At 36.9% G+C, this 16,519-nt stretch carries 9 protein-coding genes and 2 pseudogenes; 8 read left to right on the forward strand and 3 right to left on the reverse strand.

The annotated features are described in order from the left end of the window. Positions 1 to 210 (forward strand): annotated as a pseudogene (locus BLQ56_RS22815) (hypothetical protein); the annotation flags it as partial. Positions 211 to 510: 300 nt separating this feature from the next. On the opposite strand, the gene BLQ56_RS22820 reads toward BLQ56_RS22815, so the two are convergent. After that, on the reverse strand, positions 511 to 1,860 hold the full coding sequence (locus tag BLQ56_RS22820; RefSeq protein ID WP_175490433.1) for an ABC transporter substrate-binding protein: 1,350 nt from the start codon (positions 1,858 to 1,860) through the stop codon (positions 511 to 513). Positions 1,861 to 2,062: 202 nt separating this feature from the next. On the opposite strand from BLQ56_RS22820, the gene BLQ56_RS22825 reads away from it, so the two are divergent. Then, complete coding sequence (locus tag BLQ56_RS22825; protein WP_090859914.1) at positions 2,063 to 4,069, forward strand: beta-galactosidase; 2,007 nt, start codon at positions 2,063 to 2,065, stop codon at positions 4,067 to 4,069. Positions 4,070 to 4,120: 51 nt separating this feature from the next. Here the strand turns inward: BLQ56_RS22825 and BLQ56_RS22830 are convergent, their stop codons facing one another. Together BLQ56_RS22830 and BLQ56_RS22835 are read right to left on the reverse strand one after the other, a co-directional pair. Then, on the reverse strand, positions 4,121 to 5,731 hold the full coding sequence (locus BLQ56_RS22830) for a response regulator transcription factor (protein WP_090859916.1): 1,611 nt from the start codon (positions 5,729 to 5,731) through the stop codon (positions 4,121 to 4,123). Beyond that, positions 5,728 to 7,602 carry a cache domain-containing sensor histidine kinase gene (locus BLQ56_RS22835; RefSeq protein ID WP_090859918.1) on the reverse strand — a complete coding sequence of 625 codons (1,875 nt, stop codon included), beginning with the start codon at positions 7,600 to 7,602 and terminating at the stop codon, positions 5,728 to 5,730. The genes BLQ56_RS22830 and BLQ56_RS22835 overlap by 4 nt, the downstream gene beginning before the upstream one ends. A gap of 228 nt (positions 7,603 to 7,830) precedes the next feature. On the opposite strand from BLQ56_RS22835, the gene BLQ56_RS22840 reads away from it, so the two are divergent. From BLQ56_RS22840 to BLQ56_RS22865, 6 genes and pseudogenes are all read left to right on the forward strand, one after another. Continuing rightward, positions 7,831 to 8,673 carry a helix-turn-helix domain-containing protein gene (locus BLQ56_RS22840; protein WP_090859920.1) on the forward strand — a complete coding sequence of 281 codons (843 nt, stop codon included), beginning with the start codon at positions 7,831 to 7,833 and terminating at the stop codon, positions 8,671 to 8,673. Positions 8,674 to 9,012: 339 nt separating this feature from the next. Then, entirely contained in the window at positions 9,013 to 9,903 is an 891-nt protein-coding gene (locus BLQ56_RS22845) for a carbohydrate ABC transporter permease (protein ID WP_090859922.1), read from the forward strand. A gap of 15 nt (positions 9,904 to 9,918) precedes the next feature. After that, positions 9,919 to 10,743 carry a carbohydrate ABC transporter permease gene (locus tag BLQ56_RS22850; RefSeq protein ID WP_090859924.1) on the forward strand — a complete coding sequence of 275 codons (825 nt, stop codon included), beginning with the start codon at positions 9,919 to 9,921 and terminating at the stop codon, positions 10,741 to 10,743. Between the two features lie 179 nt (positions 10,744 to 10,922). Then, positions 10,923 to 14,309, forward strand: a complete 3,387-nt coding sequence (locus BLQ56_RS22855; protein ID WP_090859926.1) for a glycoside hydrolase family 3 protein — start codon at positions 10,923 to 10,925, stop codon at positions 14,307 to 14,309. A gap of 175 nt (positions 14,310 to 14,484) precedes the next feature. Continuing rightward, positions 14,485 to 15,819 carry a glycoside hydrolase family 30 protein gene (locus tag BLQ56_RS22860; RefSeq protein ID WP_090859927.1) on the forward strand — a complete coding sequence of 445 codons (1,335 nt, stop codon included), beginning with the start codon at positions 14,485 to 14,487 and terminating at the stop codon, positions 15,817 to 15,819. 176 nt (positions 15,820 to 15,995) lie between these two features. Beyond that, a pseudogene (locus BLQ56_RS22865) lies at positions 15,996 to 16,519 on the forward strand (SpoVR family protein); the annotation flags it as partial.

The raw sequence follows: 16,519 nt of genomic DNA on the forward strand, positions 1-16,519 counted from the left end.
ACAGTCAATGACGGAGACTATATGAAAACAGGAGAGCTTTACTTAAAGCATTGGTATGAGGGCATCGAGCTTGATTTAAAATACCTTGAGAAGGTTATGCCATACCTACACCAGCTTTGGGGAAGACCGGTTCATATGGAGTCGATGATTGAGAATAAGGGTGTTGTGTTTACGTATGATGGGAAGAGTGTTACTAGGAAGTATGTATAAGGATTGGGGAGCTGCTGAGGGATCAGTGGCTTTTTATTTTAATGAATCTTAGTATGTGAAGTTTTATACTTTATTACCGGAGCAGTTACTATGTAGTTTGGTTTTCGAACGTATTTAACCTAACTGGATAAAAATAACAAACCCCCGAACACTCTCTTGGAGTATTCGAGGGTCTAAATGTTTTTAATTTAGGATGTTAATCTTTATTCAATACTTAACTAATTAAAAAACGTTTATAAAGGTACGTACATTACTATAAAGAGCTAAAGAACTAATAAGATTTCTCCGATAAAGCTGATGTTACTGATTTTCTGCTGCTGATTGTAATTCCGCAACAAGCTCTTCGGCTGTCATTTTAGAACTAAAGAATTTACCGAAAACATTTTGTGCATCGTCTTTGAACTTAGGCGTGCCATGATCGATAGCAAAAGCGCCTGCTGTTGAGGTAGCATTCACAAGAATCTCTGTTAATTTCTTTTGTACGTCAGTTTCATTTCCCGTTAATTCATACTTTTGGGCTGGAACTGCTGCACCTGTATCCCATGCAACTTTAGCCCATTGGTTAGCTTGGAAAAGATAATCGAAAAATTTCTTTGCTTCTTTTGGATGTTGAGAGCTATTTACAAGTGAATAACCGCCACCATTCCATGCAAGAAGATCAGTAATTTGAGCATTTCCTTCTTCAGCAACTGGGAACTCAACTACTGCTAGGTTGTTACGGAATTCTTCAGGTAAGCTTTCATTTGTTGCCATCCCAGCTTCCCATGATCCCATGAACCACATTGCAGCTCTTCCTTGAGTGAATAAATTTTGTGATGCACCATAGTCTGCAGTCATGAACCCATCTTGGAAGAGTCCTTCATTACGTAGTTCAACCATGTATTCGGCTGCTTTTAGGAAACTCTCATCGTCTGTAAATTTAATATCATTTGAGACTGCATCAAGAATGAGGTTCTGATCACCACTGTAACGCTGAACAATGAATTGATATAAACCACTGAAACTCCATAGGTCTTTCCCGTTAATGGACATTGGGATGATGTTCTTATCACGGAAAGATTTAGTGGCTTCAAGTAGTTCATCAAACGTAGTTGGCACCTTCACACCATTGTCTTCAAAAAGCTTTTTATTATAATAGATTACTTCATAGTCACTGTTTCGGGGTAATCCGTATAGTTTATCGTCAAATGTAAATGACTTGTAAACTCCAGGAAGGAAGTTATAATTTTCACCTTCATACTCTGTTGGGTTGATTTCCTTAACATAACCTGCTTTTACTAGTGTCGCAAGTTCAGCACCACCGTGAACCATTGTAACATCAATAGGTTCGTTGGAAGCCATGTAGGCTTTTAATTTATTTTTGAAAGGTTCTTCTGCAAGTGATTCCACTTCAATCTTAATATCTGGATTTTCTTTCATGAAGTTGTCGATGACAGTCTGTTCTGCAAGGCCTTGGCCAGAAGTTCGATCAGGCAGGTTTGAGAACAAGCGAAGTGTAACCTCATTGCTTCCTTCATTCGTTGTTTCATTGTCTGAGGTGGAATTGCTATTGCCGGAGTCATTACCGCTACATGCAGTTAACACCAATATTGCTGCAAGAATTAAAGTCATAAAACTAGTTAAGCGTTTCCATTTAATCTGTTTAGTCATTTCTAAATCCCCCCTGTTAAAATATTGAACCACTGCTGATCCATAATTGAAGAATAACAAATGAAACGATTGTAAGTCAGTAGAGAAAAGTTGAATATGGTTTAGAATTATCGAATGATAGGGTAAAGTCATTGTTTATTCCATGTACGAGAGCTAGAATAACGATTAATTGGTACTTATACAATTGAAGGAGAGAGGAAAAATGACAAAGGAACTTCTGTATGGTGTGGCTTATTATGATGAATATATGCCATATGAACGATTGGAAACAGATATTGTTATGATGAAGGCAGCAGGAATTAATCTTGTTCGAATTGCGGAATCAACTTGGAGCACGCACGAGCCACAAAATGGTGTTTTTGACTTTACGAGTGTAGATCGAGTGTTAAACGCTATGCATGAAGCTGGGATTAAGGTAATTGTAGGTACACCAACCTATGCAGTACCTACCTGGATGGTTAAAGAGCATCCAGATGTGTTGGCTGAGACACCGAATGGGCCTGGACGTTACGGGGCTCGTCAAATTATGGACATTACACACCCTGTGTTTTTGTTCTACGCAGAACGGATGATTCGTAAACTTATGAAAAGGGTCTACACGCATCCAGCAGTTATTGGATATCAGATTGATAACGAAACAAAGCACTACCATACATCAGGGCCAAACGTACAGCTTCGCTTTGTTAAATATCTTCAAGAAAAGTTTGGTACCTTGGAGAGCTTAAATCGCGCATTTGGTCTTGATTATTGGAGTAACAGAATTAATAGCTGGGAGGATTTTCCGTCAGTTGTTGGAACAATAAATGGTAGCTTAGGAGCTGAATTTTCACGCTTTCAACGCAAATTAGTCACTCAATTTTTAGCTTGGCAAGCTTCAATTGTTAATGAATACAAGAAATCCGATCAATTTATAACCCATAACTTCGATTTTGAATGGAGAGGTTATTCCTTTGGTGTTCAACCTGATGTAAATCATTATGAGGCATCAAAAGCAGTGGATATAGCGGGTGTGGATATCTATCATCCTTCTCAAGGGAAGTTAACAGGTACAGAGATTTCTTTCGGAGGAGATTCTACTCGCTCATTAAAAGGAACGAATTATTTTGTTTTGGAAACTCAAGCGCAGGCTTTTCCTGATTGGACACCGTATCCTGGGCAGCTTCGTCTTCAAGCCTTTAGCCATCTGGCTTCGGGAGCAAATATGGTTGAATATTGGCACTGGCATTCGATTCATAATTCTTTTGAAACATATTGGAAAGGCTTGTTAAGCCATGATCTAAAGGAGAATCCGACCTATAATGAAGCCAAAACGATTGGTGCTGATTTTAAAAGACTATCATCTCATTTGGTCAACCTTCGGAAAACGAACAAGGTGGCTATCCTGGTCAGCAATGATGCTCTAACAGGAATGGAATGGTTTCCTTTACCTGGGAAAGAGCTTAATTATAATGATATCGTACGATTAATGTATGATAGTTTATATGAAATGAATATCGGTTGCGATGTGATCGACGTATCAGTAGAATCATTTGAAAAATATGAGCTAATCGTTGTTCCGTCATTGTACGTAGCTTCAGATGAAAGACTTGAAAAACTAAATGAATATGTACGCAATGGAGGGCATGTTGTTTACACCTTTAAAAGTGGTTTTTCAAACGAGAACTCTCAAGTGAGAACTGATATCCAACCTGGGATCATCAGCGAGGTATGTGGTGTGCAGTACAGTCAATTTGTTGAGCCTGAAGATGTAACGTTGAAGAATGATCCATTCGACTTGGGGGAAAATCATAACTCTGTTCATACTTGGATGGAATTGTTACAGCCGACAACAGCTGAGGTGTTGGCATGGTATGACCATCCACATTGGGGTGAATATGCAGCAATTACGACAAATCAGTTTGAGAAGGGAAGAGCAACTTATATTGGATGCATTCCAAGTCCTTCTGTTATCAAAATTGTATTGGAAAGAACCTTAAAGGAAGCTGGTGTATGGGGTGTGGACCAAGCATTACAATTCCCCCTAATTGTAAAGTCAGGTGTGAATGATTTAGGTCGGACTGTCCGTTATTATTTTAACTATTCGGAAGATCCACAAACGTTTGTTTATTCACATTCAAATGGGCAGGAATTGTTAGAAAACAGGCCAGTTGAAAGCGGTCAAAAAGTTGAACTAGAGCGTTGGGGAGTTGCCATTATCGAGGAGCAGTAATGAATAATAGGTGAAACGCCGTTCCAGAAAGGGACGGCGTTCTTTTAAATTTTAAATGATTTTGCTTGAGGTCGTATTTCTAAATTGTTTAGGGGTCATCCCCATATATTTCTTAAACACTTGGAAGAAATACTTTTCGTCATTATATCCCACTTGTAGAGCAATATCAGCTACTCGTTTGCCCGGATCACTAAGGAGTTGGCATGCTTTCTCAATCCTTATCTTATGCAGAAAATCTAGGAAACTCATGTTTAACTGCTGTTTGAATAGTAAGCTTAAATAACCTGGTGTAATATAGACTTCATTAGCAACAGTTTCTCGGCTAATATCTTTATCATAATTTTGTCTAATGTAGTCTAGGGCGGAATCTATTAATTTATTCGTATTCTTCTTTTCGTTGAGCTGTTTAACAATGAGAATTGCCGTTCCTAACAATTCCTCATAGATATTCTCTATATTTGATTTGGCTAATTTTTGATTAATATCGTTAAAATCTTGTTTAAAAATTACGTTAATGTCCAGGTTCCTCTCAGTGCAAAGATGATAAAGAGAGAAATATAAGTTAAAAGTGAACTTCAGAATCTGATCTTTTAAATTCCTCTCTTTATCTAGAAAAAGTTGGAATAATCTAATATTTTCTTCGGTTTTACATTCGTCTCCAGCTAAAATTGAGTGGATAATTTGTTTTTCTAACTCTACAGGATACGTTGATTCGGTTGAGTTGCTTGCAATGTACTTCTCATAATCAATGATTTTTCCATATCCCATAAAAAATGTCTGATCTAGTGCTTGACTAGCTCGTACATATGCATGTCTGAGTTCATTAATAGGCTTATCAATTCCGCTTATTCCAACCGATATACTTAGATTCAAGTATTGCTGAACGTTTTTCTTTAACTTCTCAATGAAAGGTAACAATTGTGAAACATCTTCTTTTTTATCACTGTTTAAGATGAGGATAATGACATCTTGGTCTTCAAATACAGCACAAAAGCAAGCTTCGGAAAGCGTTTCTTCACTGATATTTTTGATACCAGATATTAATAACTCACTACGGTATGTTCCAGATTGTTCTTGGTGAAATAAATAGTTATCGATTTGAATCATTAAGAGACCAAAGTAGGGATTGGGAAAAGACAGGCCGCCTAGCTTTACTTTACTTAGAAGTTTTTCATAAGGGATATCCTCTCTTGTAACTAATCTGCATAAGGCTCTTTCTTTTAATAAAGGGAGACTTTCTCGAAATCCATTTTTTAGTTGATTTATGTGGGCATGCTGTTTAATTTCTTCTTTGATCTCATGTACCAATTTTAAAACTATATCGAGAATCTCCTGTGATCTACTCGGTTTTAACAAATAATCACTTACGCCCAGTTTCAAAGCTTTCTTAGCATATTCAAAATCATTATACCCACTCATGATTATCGTTTTAATGTGGGAGTATTGTTTATTGACGGTTTTAATTAACTCTAAACCGTTAACCTCAGGCATACGAATATCTGTCATCAGAATATCTACATGATGGTGTTCAAGTAGTTCCATTGCCTCCGCACCGTCACGAGCTTCGGCTATGATGCAGATATCGTAAGCTTCCCAGTTAATTGATGTCTTTATGCCTAATCTTGCATGTTCTTCATCATCAACAATCATTAAGTTAATCATGATATCTCCTCCTGAGTAATAGTGATCGCTGGAATAACGAGTTTTACAAGTGTGCCTTTTTTAAGTTCACTTTCATAACTTAGCACATAGTCATCCTTGTAATAATGGTGTAACCGCTCAATAACATTTTGGATTGCATATCCACCAGTTTCATGAGAAGTATATACGTCAGATTCATTTTGGATTTTCGTAATATCCATAAGGGTTTCTTCATTCATACCACCACCATTATCCTGAATTTCGAAATGAAGATATTGATCTTTTAAACTAGCAGTAACATGAATAAATCCACCTTCCCGTTTGCTTTCAATACCATGATATAAAGCGTTTTCAATAAAAGGTTGTAGACATAATTTTAATATGACATATGATTCGAGTTCATCAGCTATATCTATGTTAAAAGTTAGTCTATCCTTGAATCGCATTTGTTGAAGAGAAAGGTATAGAAGGATGAACTCCTTTTCCTTACCTAAACTGGTAAAGCTTTTCCCACGGTTTAAGCTCAACCTGAAAAGCCTTGAAAGTGAAATAACCATGTCACCTAATTGTGGTTGACCGGATCGCTCAGCTTCCCAATAGATCATATCAAGCATATTATATAGAAAGTGAGGATTAATCTGAGACTGTAATGCTTTAAGCTCTGCTTCTTTCTCTTTTAAACGAAGCACATAAGCCTCATCAACTAATGATTTAATGTTAGTAACCATGGTGTTATAGCCTAGACTAAGTTGGCCAATTTCATCATGATATTTAACTTCAACTCTTTCATCAAAGTGCCCTTTCTGAAATCGTTTCATTGAGGCAAGTAGCTTCTTGATTGGAGCAGTTAATAATGTGCTAATACTCATACTAATGGGAATGCTTAACAATATGCAGGTAATGATAATAATAACTACTAATGACTTGATAGAATCTAATTCCTTAGTTAATAGGTTAAGAGGTACTGCATACATAATAAGCCACCCGTTTTTGGCTCTACTATAAGTTAAAAGAAGGTCTTCATCTCTACCAGTGTTAATCAAAGATCCTGTACGTTCAGACAAATCGCCTACAATCGTTGATGGCAATAACTTTGAATGATAGAATTCCTTTCCTGCTTTTAAAAGGGGAGTTCCTTCTTGGTCTAAAATCACAATTCCGTGATTCTGGTCATATAAACTTCTTAAATAATGTTGTTTTATTGTCTGGTGATTCACCCCAACCATGATAAAACCTAATTTCTCTCCATTTAAAGTGCTTCGAATGATACGACTCATACCAAGTTTTTCATGACGGTTGTATTCGATGAAAACATTATTTTGCTCCGTTAAAGGAAACCAGTATGCGCTTCCATTTAATTGTAAAGTTTTTTGATAGATACGATGTTGTTTTATTCCATTTAAATGCTTGGGGCCACTGCTGCCATCTCTTGCAACCTGGTATAGCGGTTCATTCGTTTTTCCATATAGAGCTAAGTAATCAAAGTTCCCTGTAACAAGCATTTGGTCCATCATTGAAGAGGTTGTGCCAGAATATAAGGCAGACTCCAAATAATTGGGTTCAGTTCTGGGGTCTTGCAAACTTTTTTGTACGACAGAAGACATTGCAAAGACAGTAATCCAGTCCGATATTCCTTTCTGCATGTTTGTTAAGTTCCTATCAATCACCCCAATAACTGCAAGGTTAGATTGACTTACTTTATCGACGATTTGCGATTTTGAGGTAGAGTAGGAATAATACCCCAAAGTAATAGAGATTAGAGATGTTGACAGCATGATTAGAATGATAAACTTGGTTTTTAAGCTTAAGTTGAAATAATGTCTCCGCATAAACTTGCTCAACTCTCTTTTGTCGATAAGGTGATACTTGATACCTTTAACTAATCTCTTCACAAGTCTCTCCTTTTACCAATATGAAAAATCATCTTGGTGCTTTTTCAAAAGCATAACACCTTCTTTTTTGTGATTACATGATATTTTGAGGTAAATTCATGTTATTTTTGGTAAAATTAATCACAAACAAAATGGCTTAACCCTAATTTAATCGTGCTAATCATCTACTTCTGTTATGATATTTTTGGAATTAGATAAAATCTAAGGAACCTGAAAGGAGAGGCTATTTTGCTAAATTCTCAGATGAAGTCAGATACTTGTACACGATACGTTAACAACTTCAAAAAAAACGGTATAATTTCATGTGGATTTTCACATAGAGATCCTGATCCTACATTCCGAAAGATTCATAACGACCATTATAGCTGTTTTGTACTGATTCATGGGTACGGTAGCTTGATTGATGAAGCAGGAGAAAAGTACCCTCTTGCCCCTAATTCATTCTGTCAACTTTTTCCAAATCAAAAATATACCATCATCATTGAACCTTCTGAGCAATGGTTTGAATTTCATCTTAGTATGGGCGAAGACATTTTTCGTGGACTAGCTTCCCTAAATCTAGTAAACATAAAAAAACCTGTATTTGAAATAAATTTCAAACCATATTTGAAACAGTGGTTTAATGGTTTATTATTTCAGCTTAAAACAGTGACTAATCATTCTGATCTTACTGAAGTCTTCTTTAATGCACAAAAGTTGCTCATAAGCTTACATAATGAGAATAGTGAAATTCCTGATAATGACATCGATACTGTTATCTCTGGAGCAAAGCAGTTGTTATCCCTAGACTATGATAAAGCGGTCTCTCTTGAAGATGTCGCTGCATCATTTAATATGAGTTATGAAAGTCTTAGAAAATTGTTTAAAAAAATGGTAGGTATTTCTCCCATACAGTATCGTTTAAATGCTAAATTTCATTATGCCGAACGTTTACTAAATGAAGGTAATTCAGTAAAAAATGTTGCAAGCCATGTTGGGTATGAGGACCCTTGTATTTTTTCGAGGCAATTCAAAAAATATATGGGGAGAACTCCTAACAGTTTTAAAAAGAATGCTACTGCTAAAGAGTGAGTAATACGATTAGCTATTAAAATATAAAAAAATATCAAACTAGAATGCGTTGTTGCTAAATGAAGGCACCTCGCTTTTACTCAATAGGGTTTAAAACTCACAAATGCTGGTGAATCCAAGTTTGTGAGTTTTTTTACTTTTTCTTTCCCTCTGTTTTAGTTCATAGACTCATATAATCCAAGGTTCATTTATTTAATAACAAAAAACATTTGATAATTCTAAACCTTATCCTCCTATTCTCTACTTACTAACAGATGTCAGATTGTTATGATAAACAAAACTTGATAATACAAAAGTTGAATGATGGAAAATACCCATTATTCGGAAGGAGTGGCACCATTGCATAAAGTATATAGTGATAAACTTGCGATCTTTCTCTTCGTCTTCCCAGGAATTGCATTCTTTTTACTGACATTCGTTGCACCTATCATTTTAAGTGGATATTATTCATTAACGAATACATTAGCACCTGGAACTCCTATAGAGATGGTAGGATTAAGTAATTATAAAGAATTGTTGTTTGAGGACAGTCGTTTTTGGTTGTCTTTAAGGAATGCATTATTGCTTGGTCTAGGCTTTATTTTAATTCAACATCCGATTTGTATTTTCTTTGCGATATTATTAGATCGAATTGGTGGGAAAGCCGAGAAGTGGTTTCGAACTATTTTCTTCATTCCATGTGTATTGTCGATTGTCGTCATTTCAAGAATGTGGCTTTCTGTGTTAGACCCTACATTTGGGATATTTAATAAAATATTATCTGCAATTGGACTTGGCTCCTTCCAACATGCTTGGTTGGGTGACTCATCGACTGCACTCGGTTCATTACTTGTGATCTTAATTTGGTCAGGCTTTGGATGGGGATTACTATTTTACTATGCTGGGATCAAGGGAATTCCAATGGAGTTATACGAAGCTGCTCGGTTAGATGGAGCAAAAGGGTTAAAATTACATTGGCATATTACATTGCCGCTATTATCTCCAGTCATTTCGGTACAGATTGTGTTAGCGATGATTACAGCATTTAAACAAATGGAGACTGTCTTCCTAACAACAAACGGTGGTCCAGGGGACTCTACCCAGTTCGTGGCCGTATACCTGTATAATCAAGCATTTTCAGCTAGTAACTATGGTTATGCAAATGCAATTTCTATCATGTTTATCGTTTTTTGCTTACTAATTACCTTCTTGTTAAACAAAATAACCAATAACAAAAATCTCGACTATTGATAAGGAGTGAAGATAATGTCGAAATCAAAACGTATAATGCTATGGATCTTTTTGCTCCTGGTTGCTTGCATTCAATTGTTTCCTTTAATTTGGTTAATTAATTTCTCGTTAGTAGATTCAAGTGAGTTTTACTCGGATAAAATTCTGGTATGGCCAGAAGTGATAAAGTGGGAAAATTACACGAATGCTTGGGTAGACGGGAATTTTGTTAGATACTTATTTAATAGTATTTTAGTTTCTGGAACTACCATCATTTTGACCGTAGTCATTTCTTTATCGATGGCTTATGCGTTTACTAGGATGACATGGAAATGGAATAAATTCTTTTTTGTTATTATTTTGCTAGGAATCATGATTCCAATCCATGCTACACTATTACCAAACTTTACAATCTTTAGGGCACTAGGATTAACAGATTCTTATTGGGGTTTAATCCTTCCTTATACAGCTGTTTCAGTACCATTTAGTACATTTATTTTAACAGGATTTATGAGGAGTATTCCTAGATCTGTAGAGGAGTCAGCGGTGATGGACGGTGCGAGTATATACCGTATTGTTTTCCAAATTATATTACCGCTTACAATGCCAGCTATTGTTACGGTTGCGGTGACAACATTCCTAACTTGTTGGAATGAATTTATTATGGCCTATACATTTATAAGTGATGATAGTTTGAAGACTTTACCGTTCTCCGTTATGAATTTTGCAGGCCAATACTCATCTGATTATGGTTCTCAGTTTGCGGTCATGGTGTTGACTTCTATACCAGCGATCATTATCTATGCCATCTTCAATGAAAAAATAACGAAAGGTGTTACTGCGGGAGCAGTAAAAGGATAGAGGAAAAGTAAAAAACGATCTTATTGGTTATGAAGCCTATAGGATCGTTTTTATTTTAATTTTTAGACTATTGGATAAACTTATACTTTTCTTTCCATTTCTCTACTGTATGGCCTATCTTGGAATGTTATATTCAGTATGTAAGCGTAATCATAATATGGAAAGGGGTAAGGTGAAATATGGTAAAAAGGAGCTTCCGCCAATCATCACGAAGAACATTTTCCTTGTTTATGTCTTTGGTAATTTTGTTAAGTTGTTTAGGCCAGGGTATTGCTTTTGCAGAATCAACTACAGATTATGTGCCTGAAAGAGGAGAGGATGGGCGTCCAATATTCAGTGGGAAGCCTGAGCACTTAACACCGTTTGTCAATTACATAATGGACAACGATATGAGTGTTGAAGATTTGATTTACTTCTCAAACGGAAGGCAAACCTATCGAGATGCTGAAGGAAACATTATCCGAACGAGAACGGTTAAGGCAGGGTATTCATTGCCGGTTTACTTGGATGGGAAAGATCACGTACAAGGTGTGTACACGGATTTCCCTTCATTTATTGGATTGGGTAATTCCTGGAATAAGGATTTGGCTAATCAAGTAGGAACTGTGATTGGGAACGAAAAACGTGGAAGTGTTCCCGTCGAAGATAGCTCCTTGGCATTAATGTGGTCAGCCATTGGTGATATCCGAAATAATCCGCTTAGCGGCCGTTATGATGAAGGGTTTTCAGAAGACCCTGTTATGGCTAGCAAATTAGCGACTTCAATGGGATCAGGAATCTCAGGAGTTAACTTGAGTGATGGGTCAACAGATAATGATTTTTATCTTAAAACTGGGATTCAAAGTAAGCACTTTGCAGTTTATAATGCACAGTGGTTTCGCAAAAACACCAGTAACAACGTAGGTGTTCGCGCTTTGCATGAATATCAGCTGCCAACTTTTCTACGTCAAATTGAAAATGGTTCCATTGCAGGTTTTATGACTTCCTATGGAAGAACGAATGGAGTTCCAAACTCAATTTCACCAAATATTAAGATCGCAAGAGAGGTTTCACCTTATAGTGTTTCTTTAATCACTGATTATGGGTCAGTTACCGATTTAGTGACAGGTCTTGGAAATGGTTATGATTCGAGCTATGTTCCAGATAATGCTCATCTATCAGCACTATTAGCTAACATTGCTTCTACCTGGGGGAATTCAAGATTTGATGGTAGTCCAGGAAATCCGGATAAAGCGCAATCAGTTGATGGAATCAATCGTGGGCTATTTAATGTAGATGAAGCTAAGCTAAAGGAAGCTGTGCGCCCTATTCTTGAATTATATGTACGTTTGGGGTATTTCAATGAGAGAGATGAGAATGGACTTCCAATTGATTATCCATACAATGATCTTATTTCCAACCCTGTAAATGCTGGTGACGCTAAAAATCAAGAAATCGCCTTACAAGCTGCTAGAGAAAGTATCGTGTTATTAAAAAATAATGGAACTTTACCGTTAGCTGAAAATAAGAATGTGGCCGTGTTGGGTCAGTTTGCGGAATACCGTAACAAGACATTGTATTCAGCTGGAACACCGACTGTGCCTGGCTCGAACCTTACAATTGCTGATGCAATCTCGAAAAAACTTGGTGATGATCAAGTTGAAGTTCGTTCTGGTGGTAAGTTGGTAGCATGGAAGTCTAACGCAACTGGAAAATACTTAACTGCTGATCTTGGTACAACGAATGGAATCTTAAAAGCAGGTGGAGAACATGTTGCAGAAACTGATGAAACCTATTCCTATAATGTGGGAACTGGCGAGTATATTTCAAAAAATGAAGTTTTTGAAGTATATGATTGGGGACAGGATGCTTACAGCTTTACATCACTAGCAAATGGAAAATACTTAATGCGAAATACGAAGGACGCAACGATAGAATTGAATGGAAACAGACCAACAACATTGCTTCCTTTCAACCCATATGTAAATGCAGTTTTCTCATATGAGAATGTTGGAGAAGATAAGAGTATTCGTCAGGGTGGGTTCAAAGGTTCTTTCCAAGGTGGATTTGAAACTTCCTTCTTAACAGACGGTAACTATATAGCTGTATCCGGAGATTCTGTTACAGCGAATACGAATGTAGAATCCTTTAAGAATTTAACGGACAAAGGTTCTGTGACATTCAAAGAAGTAGTGCTACAAGAGCCTGGAGACGTTGCGACAGAGTTAGCGACAACCAATGATTATGCAGTCATCGTAATCGGTGCTCCTGCGCAAATCAATACAAGTGAAGGTGTTGACCGTGCACGTCTAGATATGGGAGAAGACCAACTAGAACTAGCAACAAAAGCTGCTGCAGAGTTTAAAGCACAAGGTAAACAGACAGTAGTGGTGATTAGTTCAAGCTTCCCTGTAGCAATGGAACAAATTCATAATGATTCGAATATAGATTCTATATTGTTTGCTCCTTATGGAGGTCAATTCGATGGAAAAGCTCTGGCTGAGGTATTGTTTGGCGAAGTGGTTCCAAGTGGACACCTTCAAAGCACTTGGTATAAAGATATCTCATCCTTCCCGGGAATAAGCGAGTATAGCTTGCCTGAAGGTGACAAGATTAGCTCTCTGGACCAAATCGATCAGCGATTTACTGTGGATATGACAAACGCTGATCCAGCTGAATCGAAGCTTACGTATCAATATACTGACGCTGAGGTAACCTATCCATTCGGATATGGATTGAGCTATACGACATTTGACTATAGTAATATTCAAGTACCAAATCGTGTAAACGCTGATGGAACTTTTGAGGTAAAGGTGGATATAAGTAACACTGGATCTATCGGTGCGTCAGAGGTAATTCAGTTTTATGTTACAAATAATACTTCTGAATATGGTTCGAACGTCCCGAAAAAACAGCTTGTAGCTTTCGGAAAAGAATACATTCCTGCAAATGAAACAAAAACAGTAACAATTACTGTAAATCCAGAGGATTTTGCTATATGGGATGTGAATAGGCAGGAAAAAATTGTAGAAACAGGAAACTATACGTTAATGGTTGGACAGTCTTCTGCAGATATCAAACTGTCAAAATCACTTACAGTTACGGGTAAAACATTAGGTACTTTAGATTTATCTAAACCTGCTAATGTGTGGGATCATGCTTTCCATAACAATAATCTTGTATATCGTGAAGTGTCTAAAGAGAGAACAACAACTTATGCGGGGCAGTATTATGCTGTTATGTCAACCGGATCTGATTCATGGGTTGGTATTCCAAAAGTGGATTTGAGCAATGTTAAGGAAATTAAATTAATGGTTGCTTCTGATAATCCAACTTCTACTATTGAAATTAGAAAAGATTCTCCAACAGGAGAACGATTAGCAAAACTAAAATTTAAAGAAACTGGAGAATCGACTTATACAGTACCAAGTAACGATGGCAGTGGAGCAACACTTAACGAAATGGCTTATGTAGAAGTAACTAAGCCACTGAAGAAATCTAAAGGTACATCAAACTTATATCTTGTTTTTGATAATAAGGATATTCGTGTTGACACGATTCAACTTATCGAGAAAAAGTCTAAGTAAAAGGTGGCTTGCTTTCGTTAACCGTAAACATCTACAAGTGCTAAGCTGGATGGAAAGACTAACATCAAGAGTTAATTAACAATAAATTATATAAAAGAGGACAGAGTGACAACCGGTAAATTGCCAGTTGTCACTTTGTCCTATTTACTAAGAGAACATTAGGGGTTGAGGAGTAATGCAAAAAATGAATATTAATTGGGTTTCAAGTTCAAAAGATGCTTATTGGGTGGAAAAAAATGCTGTTGGTGAACAAAAAGGCATTCCAGATCTAATATTAACGGAGGAAACGTTACAGCCTATTGAAGGCTTTGGCGGATGTTTTAACGAACTGGGCTATACCGCCTTAATTCATTTGTCAGATAAGGAAAGAGCAGAAGTCTTTTATTCTTTGTTTCACCCAGAAGGTGACCATAAATTTAGCATTTGTCGCTTACCAATCGGTGCCAGTGATTATGCTCTTGAGTGGTATAGCCTCAATGAAACTGATAATGATTTTGCGATGGAACACTTTTCGATTGAAAGAGATAAAAAGTATCTAATTCCTTATATTAAAGAAGCTCTAAAGTACAATCCTGATTTGAAATTTTTTGCTTCGCCATGGAGTCCGCCGACATGGATGAAGTTTCCGAAGGCATATAATTCTGGGACACTACGCTGGGAAAAAGAAATCCTTGAGGCCTATGCTCTTTATTTTGTGAAATTTGTAGAGGCTTACCTTGAAGAGGGGATTACCATCCACCAAATCCATGTTCAAAATGAAGTCTCAGCGGACCAAAAATTTCCTTCCTGCCTTTGGACAGGAGAGCAGCTAAAAGAATTTATTGCCGACTATTTGGGACCGGCGTTTGACGCGCATGGTTTAGACACAGAAATTTGGCTGGGAACGATTAATGCAAAAGTAGAGGAATTATTCGTCAGATCGGATACTCATTATTATGATTTTGCTCATACCGTTTTGAGCGATCCAGAGGCCTATAAATATATTAAAGGTGTTGGCTATCAGTGGGCAGGAAAGTACGCACTTCAACAAACAGTCATTAGTTACCCCGAGTTGCGTTATATGCAAACGGAAAATGAATGCGGTGATGGAAACAATTCTTGGGAATATGCCAAATATGTCTTCCATTTATATCATCATTATTTCTTAAACGGAGTAAACAGCTATATCTATTGGAATATGGTGCTGGAGCCAAAAGGAAGAAGCACATGGGGATGGGAGCAAAACTCAATGGTAACAGTGGATCCCGTTACAAAGGAAAAGGTTTATAATCCAGAGTATTATGTTATGAAACATTTCTCCCATTTTGTTGGACCAGGTTATTCCCGTATCGGAATCAAAGGTAAGTGGTCAGGTAGTGCAATTGCGTTTGAAAATGGGGAAGGAGAAAAAGTGGTTGTAATTTGTAATCCTTTCAAAAATAGTAGAGATCTTTGTCTTTTTACTGGGTCTCATACTTATGTTTTCAATCTTGATCCAGAATCATTTAATACCATTAAAATTAGTAACTAAGAGTCTAAAAAGAACTAATGTTATTTAGAAGAAGATTATCTAACAAAATTAAGTCCTTTTGTGCACATTATAAGGAATCAACGAAATCAGAAAACAACTAATATGTAAAGCTTTGTGAAAAAGAGGGTTAACGAAGGTTGGAGATTGTGTAAAAAGGTTTTAAAAAAACATCTATGCGATACGAAGGCTGGGCATCGTTCTGGCACCAACGAATCATACGTGAAATGGACTTAACGTCAGATGAAGCGATTGAATTTGCAAAGTTAAATGCAGGTGTTGTTCAGCCATCACGTACACAGATTAACCCTTACTATTTAGGTTTGAAAATCTTCGAAGACATTGAGGAACGTTATGATAATCCAACAGCTGATATGATTGAGCGGGGTGTGAAACCAGGATCTGGTCGAGAGAAGATGTTTGAGGTACGTGAAGTTGAATCAGATATCTCGTTTATTCGTAACTACTTAACAAAAGATTTAGTGATGCGTGAGGATATGTACTTATTCCAAAAGCAAGGTCGTGACTATAAAATTGTAGATAAGGGCTGGGAGCAAGTACGTGATCAGCTAGTGAGCATGCGTGTTAATGGAGGGTTTCCATATATCACAGTCAATGACGGAGACTATATGAAAACAGGAGAGCTTTACTTAAAGCATTGGTATGAGGGCATCGAGCTTGATTTAAAATACCTTGAGAAGGT

It is taken from the genome of Litchfieldia salsa (genome assembly GCF_900104555.1).
In the GTDB taxonomy this organism is placed as follows: Bacteria; Bacillota; Bacilli; order Bacillales; family Bacillaceae_L; genus Litchfieldia; species Litchfieldia salsa.

Excerpts from the sequence above, each read along its gene's own strand:
- BLQ56_RS22820 (WP_175490433.1), bottom strand. The coding sequence starts at position 1,860 with ATGACTAAACAGATTAAATGGAAACGCTTAACTAGTTTTATGACTTTA.
- BLQ56_RS22850 (WP_090859924.1), top strand. The coding sequence starts at position 9,919 with ATGTCGAAATCAAAACGTATAATGCTATGGATCTTTTTGCTCCTGGTT.
- BLQ56_RS22825 (WP_090859914.1), top strand. The coding sequence starts at position 2,063 with ATGACAAAGGAACTTCTGTATGGTGTGGCTTATTATGATGAATATATG.
- BLQ56_RS22830 (WP_090859916.1), bottom strand. The coding sequence starts at position 5,731 with ATGATTAACTTAATGATTGTTGATGATGAAGAACATGCAAGATTAGGC.
- BLQ56_RS22855 (WP_090859926.1), top strand. The coding sequence starts at position 10,923 with ATGGTAAAAAGGAGCTTCCGCCAATCATCACGAAGAACATTTTCCTTG.
- BLQ56_RS22860 (WP_090859927.1), top strand. The coding sequence starts at position 14,485 with ATGCAAAAAATGAATATTAATTGGGTTTCAAGTTCAAAAGATGCTTAT.